This window comes from Chryseobacterium sp. KCF3-3, from assembly GCF_045865955.1.
Lineage (GTDB): Bacteria > Bacteroidota > Bacteroidia > Flavobacteriales > Weeksellaceae > Chryseobacterium.
In genome coordinates this window covers 3,061,871-3,074,604 of record NZ_AP035792.1, presented here as the reverse complement: position 1 = coordinate 3,074,604, position 12,734 = coordinate 3,061,871, and the positions used below count along the sequence as shown (strand labels likewise).

The 12,734-nt window shown below is 39.9% G+C and carries 8 protein-coding genes and 2 rRNA genes; all 10 read right to left on the bottom strand.

Going from position 1 to position 12,734, the window contains the following annotated elements:
• Position 1: 1 nt before the first annotated feature.
• The 10 genes from ACKTTZ_RS13885 to ACKTTZ_RS13840 all read right to left on the bottom strand — a co-directional run bounded on the left by ACKTTZ_RS13885 (position 2) and on the right by ACKTTZ_RS13840 (position 12,621).
• Positions 2-1,111, bottom strand: a complete 1,110-nt coding sequence (locus ACKTTZ_RS13885) for a histidine kinase (protein ID WP_047383121.1) — start codon at positions 1,109-1,111, stop codon at positions 2-4.
• Between the two features lie 56 nt (positions 1,112-1,167).
• On the bottom strand, positions 1,168-2,217 hold the full coding sequence (locus tag ACKTTZ_RS13880; protein WP_407849160.1) for a porin: 1,050 nt from the start codon (positions 2,215-2,217) through the stop codon (positions 1,168-1,170).
• 103 nt (positions 2,218-2,320) lie between these two features.
• On the bottom strand, positions 2,321-2,878 hold the full coding sequence (gene kdpC, locus ACKTTZ_RS13875) for a potassium-transporting ATPase subunit KdpC (RefSeq protein ID WP_407845831.1): 558 nt from the start codon (positions 2,876-2,878) through the stop codon (positions 2,321-2,323).
• A 10-nt stretch (positions 2,879-2,888) separates the two neighbouring features.
• Entirely contained in the window at positions 2,889-4,928 is a 2,040-nt protein-coding gene (gene kdpB / locus ACKTTZ_RS13870; protein ID WP_407845830.1) for a potassium-transporting ATPase subunit KdpB, read from the bottom strand.
• A gap of 28 nt (positions 4,929-4,956) precedes the next feature.
• Positions 4,957-5,100 carry a hypothetical protein gene (locus ACKTTZ_RS13865; protein WP_253317900.1) on the bottom strand — a complete coding sequence of 48 codons (144 nt, stop codon included), beginning with the start codon at positions 5,098-5,100 and terminating at the stop codon, positions 4,957-4,959.
• A 2-nt stretch (positions 5,101-5,102) separates the two neighbouring features.
• Entirely contained in the window at positions 5,103-6,797 is a 1,695-nt protein-coding gene (gene kdpA / locus ACKTTZ_RS13860; RefSeq protein WP_407845829.1) for a potassium-transporting ATPase subunit KdpA, read from the bottom strand.
• Positions 6,798-6,803: 6 nt separating this feature from the next.
• On the bottom strand, positions 6,804-6,881 hold the full coding sequence (locus tag ACKTTZ_RS13855; protein ID WP_077415921.1) for a potassium-transporting ATPase subunit F: 78 nt from the start codon (positions 6,879-6,881) through the stop codon (positions 6,804-6,806).
• 353 nt (positions 6,882-7,234) lie between these two features.
• Entirely contained in the window at positions 7,235-8,557 is a 1,323-nt protein-coding gene (locus tag ACKTTZ_RS13850; protein WP_407845828.1) for a sigma-54-dependent transcriptional regulator, read from the bottom strand.
• 1,044 nt (positions 8,558-9,601) lie between these two features.
• Positions 9,602-9,709, bottom strand: a 5S ribosomal RNA gene (gene rrf / locus ACKTTZ_RS13845).
• A 155-nt stretch (positions 9,710-9,864) separates the two neighbouring features.
• Positions 9,865-12,621 (bottom strand): 23S ribosomal RNA (locus tag ACKTTZ_RS13840).
• Between the last annotated feature and the right edge of the window lie 113 nt (positions 12,622-12,734).

The following is a 12,734-nucleotide window of genomic DNA, read 5'->3' as shown; positions in this document are numbered from 1 at the left end:
TTTAAGATAAAATAATAATATCTATCTGTCTTTCATTCAGCCTGTTCATAAGGGTATAAATCCAGCTGTATCCCAACATCCGCTGCCAGAAACTGGCGTGAGGTTTTCCAATACAGACCGTAGTGATGTTATGAGCAATCACATATTCCAGAATCCCGTTATGAACACTGCTTTCTTTGATGCGGACTACTTTGGCACCTAATTCCTGTGCTAAATTAAAATTATTAATTAAATACCGTTGTTTATCCAGTGCAATTTTTTCCGGATTTTCAGAAGGTTTCTGAACGTACAAAACAGTCCATGGACTGTTATAATAGCTGGCTAATCTAGCCGTTTTACGAATAATTGTTTTGGCAATTTTCTCATTACTGCTGATGCAGGCCAGGAATTTTATCGGTTTAAAATTTTCGGTTTTGATTTCTGTTTCTACCTTTCTTTCTACATGGGTTGCCACTTCCTTTAAAGCCAGCTCACGAAGCTGAAGAATATGTCCGCTCTGAAAGAAATTACTCAGAGCGGTCTGAATTTTTTCCTTTTTATAGATTTTCCCTTCTTTTAATCGGGTAAGAAGCTCATCTGCGGTAAGGTCAATATTTACTACTTCATCTGCCAGAGCCAGAATCTTATCCGGAACCCGCTCTGCTACTTCTACTCCAGTAATTTTCTTTACCTCTTCATTCAGGCTTTCGATATGCTGAATATTCATCGCACTGATGACATTAATCCCGTTATCAAGGATTTCCAACACATCCTGCCATCTTTTTTTATTTTTAGAACCTTCTACGTTGGTGTGAGCCAGTTCGTCAACCAGAACTACTTCAGGATGTTCATTGATGATGGCCTGAAGATCCATTTCTTCAAGATTTTTTCCTTTATAGAAGACTGATTTCCTTTCAATCTCAGGAAGACCTTCTACCAAGGCTACCGTTTCTTCTCTGCCATGAGTTTCAATATAGCCAACCTTTACATCAATGCCATTTCGCAAAAGGGAATGCGCTTCCTGAAGCATACGGAAGGTCTTTCCTACACCTGCACTCATCCCGATATAAATTTTGAATTTTCCTTTACGGGATTTTTGAATCAGTTCTAAAAAATCTTTTGCTGATGACATTGATTTTATTCTTTTTAATTTTACTTTAAGCACTATTTTCTGTGGCTAAACCGATTTTAAAACCAGACCGCTAAACTCGATGTTATATAGAAATTTCCTTTTTTAAAATCATCATTCTTTGCAAAAATGGCATCTTTGGAAGTAAAACCTCTCGCTTCTGTACGGAAAACTACATTTTTGAATATGGCATAGTCTACATTGAGAGAATATCCGAAGGTCTGGAATCCATTAGGCGTTTCTGTGCTGATAATCACACCATTTTTATCATTATAATATTCCAGTCTTCCTGCCAGTGCCCATTTGCTGTCAAACTGGTACTTCATCTGAACATTCGGACTGTACCAGATGTTATACTGCTCGCTTCCTTTGGATTTCTGCTCTGCACCGATATCAAATCCCAATACAGCCGAAAACTGATCTGTCAGCTGAAAGCTTCCGTACAAATCATGGAAATAACGCATTCTTTTATCTTCTTTTGCTTTATCATTTCCTATGAATGAGCTGCTGTTCAAAGTAATTTTATCATTAGGTTTATACGTTATCTGATGTCCGAAAGAAATACTCTGGTTTCCTTCAGGTTTGGCAATTCTCTGCCATCCGTTTAGTACCAGTCCGCTTAAAAACCATTTCCCGTTATCTGTGGTATAAGAAATTTTGGCTCCTGTTTCGAAATATGGAGAGTTCTCAGCGGCTAAACTTCTTGTCAGATTCACATTATCCTTTCCTATGGCACTTTCCCATCCGATATGTGAAGGCATGATCCCGGCATCAATCCATAAATTCTTATTCTTTGATATTTTGATTCCAACATTGGCTTCGTTTACATAACGCAGTGCATTTTGTTCTGCCACCATATTATCCTGGGCATAAGTTCCGGCCATTAAAGCAACATTGGCACGGATATTTTCACTCTGGTAATTGGCTTTAACCAATCCCAGATTGAGATTCATTTCATTATGTCTGTTATATGAGTATAAAAAATTCTGACGCATATGGTTGCCCGGCTCATTAAAATCATAGGTATAAAAAAGTTCTGCATAAGCGGAAAATGTCACTTTATTACTTGTTTTTAATGAATCTGATGACTGGGCTTTTGAGAAAAACATTCCCAATACGGCTCCTATAACTAAATATTTTTTCACTTTTATTAAGGTATGTTAATCATGTCAAGTTTTAAAATCTTGACATGATTATCGGTTATTAAATTTATTATTTTAACTGGTCCAAAGCAATATTAAGCTTCAGAACATTTACTTTGGATGGCCCGAAAAGTCCTAAGAAAGGCTTTTCAGTTTGATTATTAATTAAGCTTTTGATCTGTTCCTCTGAAAGGCTTCTCACTTTTGCAATTCTCTTTGCCTGGTAGAAAGCTCCTTCTTCAGAAATATCCGGATCCAGTCCGCTTCCGCTGGCCGTTACCAATTCTACAGGAACTTTAGCATTAGCCATTTCAGGGTTGTCCATTTTTAAAGTATCAATTCTTTTCTGTACAATTTCCAGATATTCTTTATTGCTTGGACCTTTGTTGCTTCCTCCACTTCCTGCTGCGTTATAATTGACTGAAGAAGGACGACCGTGGAAATATTTTTCAGACTTAAATTCCTGCCCGATATTAGCATAAAACTTCTGCCCTTTATTGTAAACAATTTCTCCGTTTCCTTTGTTAGGAAGTATTTTAGAACCTCCATAAACAACTGCCAGATAAATTCCTGTAACGACCAACATTACAAGAGTTAATCTGAATGCTGAAACAATATGATTTTTCATTTTTAAAATTTTAATAGAATAAACTGATTACCAGATCAATGATTTTGATTCCGATGAACGGAACGATTACTCCACCTAAACCATAGATCAAAAGATTTCTTCTTAATAATGCACTTGCACCAATCGGTTTGTAAGCCACTCCTTTCAACGCCAGCGGAATCAGGAACGGAATAATCACCGCGTTGAAAATAACTGCTGATAATATGGCTGTTTCCGGGCTGTGAAGATTCATAATATTCAGCTTCTGAAGAGAAGGAATAAAAGTGATAAACAGTGCAGGAATAATAGCAAAATATTTCGCCACGTCATTCGCAATACTGAAAGTGGTCAATGTTCCTCTGGTCATCAGCAGCTGCTTCCCGATTTCCACAATTTCGATCAGTTTTGTAGGGTCGTTGTCAAGGTCTACCATGTTACCGGCTTCTTTGGCTGCCTGTGTACCACTGTTCATTGCTACCCCAACATCGGCTTGAGCCAGTGCCGGCGCATCGTTGGTACCGTCTCCCATCATGGCTACCAGCTTACCTTCCTGCTGTTCCTTTTTGATGTAATTCATTTTGTCTTCAGGCTTAGCTTCGGCAATAAAGTCGTCTACTCCTGCTTTTTCTGCAATGAATTTTGCAGTCAGAGGGTTATCTCCGGTTACCATTACCGTTTTCACACCCATTTTTCTCAGTCTCTGGAAACGTTCCTGGATTCCTGTTTTGATGATATCCTGAAGTTCAATAACGCCCCATACTTTTTCGTTAACGGCTACTACTAAAGGAGTTCCTCCGTTTTCAGAAATTTTGGTTACCACATCCTGGGTTTCCTGTGGGAAGATATTCCCGGCTTTTTCAGTCAGTTTTTTTATCGTATCATAAGCTCCTTTACGGATTCTTGTTTCATCAAAATCAATTCCTGAAGTTCTTGTTTCCGCAGTAAAATCAATGTAAGTAGGATTAGCAACTAATAAATCTTCAGATTTCAAAGCACTCAGTTCAATGATGGATTTTCCTTCCGGTGTTTCATCCGCTACAGAACTTAATGCTGATGCTTTAATAAATTCTTCAAGCTGAATTCCATTGGCAGGGTGAAATTGAGTTGCCTTACGGTTTCCAATGGTAATTGTTCCTGTTTTATCAAGCAGCAAAACATCAATATCTCCTGCTGTTTCTACTGCTTTACCACTTTTGGTAATCACATTTGCTCTTAATGCTCTGTCCATCCCCGCAATCCCGATTGCAGAAAGCAGACCTCCGATAGTTGTCGGAATAAGACAAACGAAAAGAGATATAAATGCCGCTATGGTAATCGGAGTCTGCGCATAGTCTGCAAAAGGCTTTAAAGTGAGGGTAACAATAATAAATGTAAGCGTGAATCCTGCTAAAAGTATGGTTAATGCGATTTCGTTGGGTGTTTTCTGTCTTGATGCTCCTTCTACAAGGGCAATCATTTTATCCAGGAAGGATTCTCCGGGTTTTGTAGTTACTTTTACTTTAATTCTGTCTGAAAGTACTTTTGTCCCTCCGGTTACAGAACTTTTATCTCCTCCGGCTTCACGGATGACAGGTGCACTTTCTCCGGTAATAGCAGACTCATCAATGGTAGCAAGACCTTCAATAATCTCCCCATCCATCGGAATCTGATCTCCGGCTTCACAAAGGAAAATATCGCCTAATGTCATTTCAGCAGACATCTTCAGTCTTGTTTCTACCTGAAATCCCGGCTTGTTATCAAGTACCAGTTTGGCCGGCGTTTCCTCCCTTGTTTTTCTGAGGGTATCAGCCTGCGCTTTTCCTCTTGCCTCTGCAATAGCTTCTGCAAAATTGGCAAACAGAACGGTGAAAAATAAAATAATAAATACTAAAAAGTTATAGGAAAAGCTTCCCTGGGATTTATCACCAGTAAGACTGAACATGCTTACGATAAACATGACAATGGTTCCGATCTCCACCAGGAACATTACTGGATTTTTAAACATAATTTTCGGATTCAGTTTTACGAAAGACTGTTTGATTGCTTCGTTTACCAAATCTCTTTGAAATAATGTTTGTGACTGATTTTTCATTTTTTGAAAGAGTTTATATCATTGTAAATCAATAATCACCATTAAGGTCTGCCCAATAATAAGGATAGATATGGATAATATTAAGTGAACGTTTCGTAAGTGTCAGACTAGCTTCCTCAAACTCTTCGGCTTCCTTAATGGTTGAATATTGATTATAATTTTTAATGTTCACATTTATTTAGAGAAATACTGAATCTGCTCTGCGATAGGTCCTAATGTTAATGCCGGGAAGAAAGACAGAGCTGCAATCAGTAAAATCACTGCCAGTGTCATAAATCCGAAAGTAGCCGTATCTGTTTTCAGTGTTCCTGAACTTTCAGGGATATATTTCTTCTGTGCTAATAACCCTGCAATCGCTACTGGTCCTATAATCGGGATGAATCTTGAGAGTAGCAATACAATTCCCGTTGAAATATTCCACCAAGGAGTATTATCTCCAAGTCCTTCGAATCCGGATCCGTTATTCGCTGCAGAAGAAGTAAACTCGTACAGCATTTCACTGAAACCATGGAAACCAGGGTTGTTCAATGTTTTTGCTCCAAATTCTGGTAGATAAGCCGTTAAAGCTGTTCCTGCAAGAATTAAGAAAGGATGGAATAAAGCCACGATCATTGCGATTTTCATTTCTTTGGCTTCAATCTTTTTACCCATAAATTCCGGGGTTCGCCCTACCATCAGACCACTGATAAATACAGCCAGAATAATAAAGATGAAATAGTTCAGAATTCCGACCCCACAGCCTCCGTAGAAGCAGTTAATCATCATCGCAAGGAGTTCATTCATTCCGGAAAGAGGCATTGTACTGTCGTGCATCGCATTTACAGATCCTGTAGAGATTACCGTTGTAGCAATACTCCAATAACCGGATGCTGCACTACCGAAGCGGATTTCTTTACCTTCCATAGCTCCAAGACTATTGTCTGCACCCATTTGTGTAATCAAAGGATTTCCACCTGTTTCATTCACGATATTCGGAATAGTAAGTGCCAGAAAACCGACCGTCATTACCGTAAAGATTACCCATGAAAGTTTTCTTTTATTCAGATAAAAACCTAATGCAAATACCAATGCAAACGGAATAATCATCTGAGTGATCATCTCTGTCATATTGGTGATATAATTAGGGTTTTCAAGCGGATGCGCAGAGTTTGCCCCGAAAAATCCACCTCCATTAGTTCCTAAGTGTTTGATCGCTACAAATGCAGATACAGGACCTCTTGAAACATCTGCTTTCTGGCCTTCCAATGTCACAACATGATCTTTACCTTCGAAAGTCATCGGACTTCCGTTGATGGATAATATTAATGCAACAATCACGCTGATCGGAACCAGGATTCTGATCATTGATTTAGTGAAATAATCGTAGAAATTCCCAAGTTCGATACTTGTTTTTTCTTTAAAAGCTTTGAAAAGAACCGCCATTGCTGCCATTCCCGTTGCAGCTGTAACAAACTGTAAAAACATCAGATAAAGCTGGCTCAGATAACTTACTCCTGTTTCTCCTGAATAATGCTGTAAATTACAGTTCACTAAGAATGAAATGGTTGTATTAAAAGCCAGATCGGGTGACATATTCGGGTTTCCATCAGGATTTAAAGGGAGCCACGCCTGATTCAACAAAAGAAGAAAACCAATGATGAACCAGATCAGGTTGATTGCCAGCATGGCATACATATTCTGTTTCCAGTTCATCTGGCGGGCAGGATTAATTCCCGAAACTTTATAAATTAACTTTTCAATGGGTTCAAAAACCGGATCCAGAAAAGTTTTTTTGTATCCATAGACATTAGCTATATATTTCCCTAAAAAAATTCCGATAACTAATGTAATAGCAAACATTGCTATAATGCCTAAAATTTCTGTATTCATGACCTATTAAAATTTTTCAGGTTTAATTAAAACATAACAGATATACACAAAGGCAAGTATTGAGAGGAAAAATAAACTCCACATAATTTATATTCTATCAAAAAATTCAACTGATTTACATAAAAGCCAAAACAACACTGCAAAAAGCAGAATTAAACTTATGAGCATCATATCTTAATCATTAGGGTTAAAAGAGTCAACAATACGTACGATACAATCAGCAAACTAAAAGTAGAATGCTCCCGTTTTTTAAACGTTTTTCTTGAAATTGTCATTTTTAAATATTTTATTCAGAGACTATATGCCAAAAGAAAGTCCATTTTGAAAAAACAACACTTAAAATATTGAATAACAACAAACTAAACCTAAAAACCAAACTGTATAAAAACAGAAAAGCCTATCAAAATGATAGGCTCTTTATTAAAATGATAAAAGATTTATTTCAATCCGTATTCTTCGAGTTTACGGTATAGCGTGGCAATGCCAATCTCCAGTAATCTGGCTGCTTCTGCTTTGTTTCCTTTTGTATACTGTAATACTTTTTGGATATGTACTTTTTCCAGTGATCGGATACTCAAAGAATCACTTTCAGGAACTGTTTTTTCAGAATAGTGAGGAAGACTTTCAGCATCAAGGACATTGTTATCCATTAGAATCAAACTGCGTTCTACTGCGTTTCTCAACTCACGGATATTTCCTTTCCAGTCATTTCTCTCTAAAACTTTATAATATTCCGGATCAACCTGAACAGCGGACAAGTGAAGTTTATTTGAAAAAATATCTACAAAGTTTTTTGCAAGAGCTTTAAGGTCTTCTTTTCTTTCTCTTAATGCCGGAAGAGTGATCTCAAATACATTCAGTCTGAAATAGAGATCTTCTCTGAAATTACCCTGCTTTATTTCATCTTCTAAATCCCTGTTGGTTGCTGCAATCAATCTGAAGTCTGACTTTGAAACTTTAGTTTCCCCCATTTTGATAAATTCCCTGGTTTCCAAAACCCTGAGCAATTTTGCCTGAAGTTCTATAGGCATCTCACCAATTTCATCCAGAAACAGAGTTCCTCCGTTAGCTTCTTCAATCAATCCTTTTTTATCTTTAACAGCACCGGTAAAAGCACCTTGTTTGTGACCAAAAAGCTCACTCTCAAGTATCTCCTTACTGAATGCAGAACAATTGATCGCTACAAAACTATTTTTCTTTCTGTCACTTCCTTCATGAATAGCACTGGCAAAAACTTCCTTTCCTGTACCGGTTTCACCTGTAAGAAGGACGGCAGCATCCGTTAAAGCCACTTTTTCAGCCAATTTCTTAGCCTGTAAAATTAGAGGTGATTTACCTATAATCTGGTCAAATCCCTTCACAACCGTCTGCTGAACAACTTTTGATTTGTTATCCTTTACCTTATCCAGAGCTTTATACACCAGCGGAATTATTTTCTCATTATCATCTCCTTTCACCAGATAATCATACGCTCCATTCTTCATGGCCTGTACTGCATCGGTAATATTGCCGAATGCCGTCATCAGGATAATTTCAATTTGAGGATATTTATTCTTGATAGACTTTACCAGTTCTACTCCAAACGCATCAGGCAGACGTACATCACTCAAAACAACATCAAATTCATATTGCTCCAGCATCGTCATTGCTGAACGGGCTGTAGAAGCTTCTTTTACATTAAAATTTTCTTGGGAAAGGATCATTCCTAACAGTTTAAGGAGTTTGATCTCATCATCGATGATCAGAATATTTCCTGACATTATAATTATTTTTGGAAAACTAGTACAAACTTATTGAATTTATTCGAGGAAAACGGGGTAATAGAAGGAAATAGTTTAGGGAACAACTTGTGATATTTCAGGAGCTTTTTCCCGCTATCCATTCATACTCCTCACGCCATCGCGCTCTCACACTCAAACCCGCCTGCTCTCTAACCCAGGTTGCGGGGTAACCATTACTATCGGGGCTAGGCTAAAACTAATTATGAATGATAAATTATGAATGATGAATGATGAATGATGAGTTATAAGTTGTAGGATCCATCCTGATTAAGAACACTCAATTTTACATAGTAAGATCTAACATCCCAACTATGTCATTCCGTAGGAATCCAGCCACATGTATTAGCGTCTAAAGGATTCATAGGAATACTACAAAGGCTTTTAATACTTAAGTGATTTGATAATCTTAGATAAAGTTGATGATAGAGTTCAAAATGGATTATTTAGACTCCTACGGAGTGACAAAGTGTGTGTTGTAAACGGTAGTGGTGCCTACAAGAATGAATCAACTGTAAGATCAGGAAGGAAAAAGCAATAATGAATGATGAATTATGAATTATTAATTATGAGTTATGAGTTGCGGGATCCTGATTAGGAAGAGTCAATTTTACATAGTAAGATCTAATATCCCAACTATGTCATTCCGTAGGAATCCAGCCACATGTATTAGGGCCAAAGGATTCATAGGAATACTCAGAACTATCAGAGTTTTTTTAATACTTAAGTGATTTGATAATCTTAGATATGGTTGATGATAGAACTTTAAAATGTATTGTATAGACTCCTGCGGAGTGACAAAATAGTATGTGCTATCAATGATAAGTATAAATGATAAATGATCAATGATAAACAATCAGCCATTACTGATCCCTTGCTGGCTATTACTTATTACTTATTACTTATTACTCATTGCTTATATTGGCGGTGTAGCTGCTTATTTCGCTGGATTGGGGAGTAGGGATTAGGTATAAAACAAAAAAATCCTTTATCATAAGATAAAGGATTTTTTAAAAATAAAATAAAAACTGGCGGCGGCCTACTCTCCCGCGTTAGCAGTACCATCGGCGCTGGTGGGCTTAACTTCTGTGTTCGGAATGGGAACAGGTGAGCCCCACCGCTAAAACCACCCTAAAGGTTGTATATAAGGTTGCTGGATGTAGGTAATAGGTTGCAGGTTGTACCTGCTTCCTGATAGCTACCATCTGCTACCTGTTTTAAGCGATAAAAACTTTCACAAAGACAAAACCTTCACTGCGCATAAAGCACTTGGTTTATTAGTAACCATAGACTATAAATCTACGGGTAATTAGTACTACTTGGCTATGACATTACTGTCTTTACACCTATAGCCTATCAACGTCGTCATCTACAACGACCCTTAAAAGATGTCTCATCTTGAGGCGAGTTTCGCACTTATATGCTTTCAGTGCTTATCTCTTCCAAACGTAGCTACTCAGCGGTGCACCTGGCGGTACAACTGATACACCAGAGGTTTGTTCAATTCGGTCCTCTCGTACTAGAATCAAGCCCTCTCAAACATCTAACGCCCGCAATAGATAGAGACCGAACTGTCTCACGACGTTCTGAACCCAGCTCGCGTGCCACTTTAATGGGCGAACAGCCCAACCCTTGGGACCTTCTCCAGCCCCAGGATGTGACGAGCCGACATCGAGGTGCCGAACCTCCCCGTCGATGTGAGCTCTTGGGGGAGACTAGCCTGTTATCCCCGGAGTACCTTTTATCCTATGAGCGATGGCCCTTCCATACGGAACCACCGGATCACTATGTCCTGCTTTCGCACCTGATCGACTTGTAGGTCTCACAGTCAAGCACCCTTATGCCATTACACTCTACGCACGGTTACCAAGCGTGCTGAGGGTACCTTTGAAAGCCTCCGTTACTCTTTTGGAGGCGACCACCCCAGTCAAACTACCCACCACGCAATGTCCTTCTGAAAGAAGTTAGGCTCCAAGTAAGTAAAGGGTGGTATTTCAACGTTGGCTCCACAAACACTAGCGTGCCTGCTTCAAAGCCTCCCACCTATCCTACACATTACTTACTCAAAGTCAATACGAAGTTATAGTAAAGGTTCACAGGGTCTTTTCGTCCCATTGCGGGTAATCGGCATCTTCACCGATACTACAATTTCACCGAGCTCGTGGCTGAGACAGTGCCCAGATCGTTACACCATTCGTGCAGGTCGGAACTTACCCGACAAGGAATTTCGCTACCTTAGGACCGTTATAGTTACGGCCGCCGTTTACTGGGGCTTCAGTTAATGCCTTCGATTTAACTCTAAGCACCTTCCTTAACCTTCCAGCACCGGGCAGGTGTCAGACCCTATACAGCATCTTTCGATTTAGCAGAGTCCTGTGTTTTTGATAAACAGTCGCCTGGGCCTCTTCACTGCGGCCAACATTGCTGTTGGCGTCTCTTCTTCCGAAGTTACGAGACTATTTTGCCTAGTTCCTTAGCCACGACTCACTCGAGCACCTTAGGATTCTCTCCTCGACCACCTGTGTCGGTTTTGGTACGGGTTGCTTCACTTCGGCTTTTCTTGGATCAGATTACACTACAGCAGCTTCGCCCGAAGGCTAGGCCTTGACTATTCCGTCAGTCTCCAGCAGCTACATCCAACCGTCCCCTTTTATTGTGAGCAAGTATGGGAATATTAACCCATTGTCCATCCACTACCCCTTTCGGGTTCGCGTTAGGTCCCGACTAACCCTCAGCTGATTAGCATGGCTGAGGAAGCCTTGGTCTTTCGGTGAGCAGGTTTCTCGCCTGCTTTATCGTTACTTATGCCTACATTTTCTTTTCTATCCGCTCCACAATACCTCACAGTACTGCTTCGGCGCAAATAGAATGCTCTCCTACCAGATATATCTAAAATATAAATCCATAGCTTCGGTAATATGTTTATGCCCGATTATTATCCATGCCGGACCGCTCGACTAGTGAGCTGTTACGCACTCTTTAAATGAATGGCTGCTTCCAAGCCAACATCCTAGCTGTCAATGCAGTCCAACCGCGTTGTTTCAACTTAACATATATTTTGGGACCTTAGCTGTTGGTCTGGGTTCTTTCCCTCTCGGACATGGACCTTAGCACCCATGCCCTCACTGCCGTAGAACATTTATTAGCATTCGGAGTTTGTCAGGAATTGGTAGGCGATGAAACCCCCGCATCCAATCAGTAGCTCTACCTCTAATAAACTTATATACGACGCTGCACCTAAATGCATTTCGGAGAGTACGAGCTATCTCCCAGTTTGATTGGCCTTTCACCCCTACCCACAGGTCATCCGAAGACTTTTCAACGTCAACCGGTTCGGTCCTCCACTCTGTGTTACCAGAGCTTCAACCTGCCCATGGGTAGATCACAAGGTTTCGCGTCTAATCCTACTAACTATGCGCCCTATTCAGACTCGCTTTCGCTCCGGCTCCGGTACTTAATACCTTAACCTCGCTAGTAAAATTAACTCGTAGGCTCATTATGCAAAAGGCACGCCGTCACAGCTTTATGCTGCTCCGACCGCTTGTAGGCGTACGGTTTCAGGTTCTATTTCACCCTTCTATTCGAAGTGCTTTTCACCTTTCCTTCACAGTACTTGTTCACTATCGGTCTTTCAGGAGTATTTAGCCTTGGAGGATGGTCCCCCCATATTCAGACAGGATTTCACGTGTCCCGCCCTACTCATTTATCATCTTAATATGCCTTTCGAGTACAGGATTATCACCTTCTACGATTGTTCTTTCCAGAACATTCCTCTAAACATAAAAAGACTTTTGGGCTAATCCGCTTTCGCTCGCCACTACTTACGGAATCTCTTCGATTTCTTTTCCTCCGGGTACTTAGATGTTTCAGTTCTCCGGGTTTGCTCCTCTTACGAGGTGACATATCTTCAATATGCCGGGTTGCCCCATTCGGATATCTGCGGATCAATTCGTGTGTGCCAATCCCCGCAGCTTTTCGCAGCTTACCACGTCCTTCGTCGCCTCTGAAAGCCTAGGCATCCGCCATACGCCCTTAACGATTTCTTTCCTATTGGTTACTCAAGCGCTTTATGCGCTCGGTTTTCTCTTTGTGATGTCTTTACCGTTAATGTCAATGATCTTAATTTCTTTCTTTCAAACTGATGAACAAATGTTGTTTT

Coding starts and splice junctions, on each gene's coding strand:
- ACKTTZ_RS13855 (WP_077415921.1), bottom strand. CDS start 6,881: ATGTGGAGTTTATTTTTCCTCTCAATACTTGCCTTTGTGTATATCTGT.
- ACKTTZ_RS13850 (WP_407845828.1), bottom strand. CDS start 8,557: ATGTCAGGAAATATTCTGATCATCGATGATGAGATCAAACTCCTTAAA.
- kdpB (WP_407845830.1), bottom strand. CDS start 4,928: ATGAAAAATCAGTCACAAACATTATTTCAAAGAGATTTGGTAAACGAA.
- ACKTTZ_RS13885 (WP_047383121.1), bottom strand. CDS start 1,111: ATGTCATCAGCAAAAGATTTTTTAGAACTGATTCAAAAATCCCGTAAA.
- ACKTTZ_RS13880 (WP_407849160.1), bottom strand. CDS start 2,217: ATGTTTTTCTCAAAAGCCCAGTCATCAGATTCATTAAAAACAAGTAAT.
- kdpA (WP_407845829.1), bottom strand. CDS start 6,797: ATGAATACAGAAATTTTAGGCATTATAGCAATGTTTGCTATTACATTA.
- kdpC (WP_407845831.1), bottom strand. CDS start 2,878: ATGAAAAATCATATTGTTTCAGCATTCAGATTAACTCTTGTAATGTTG.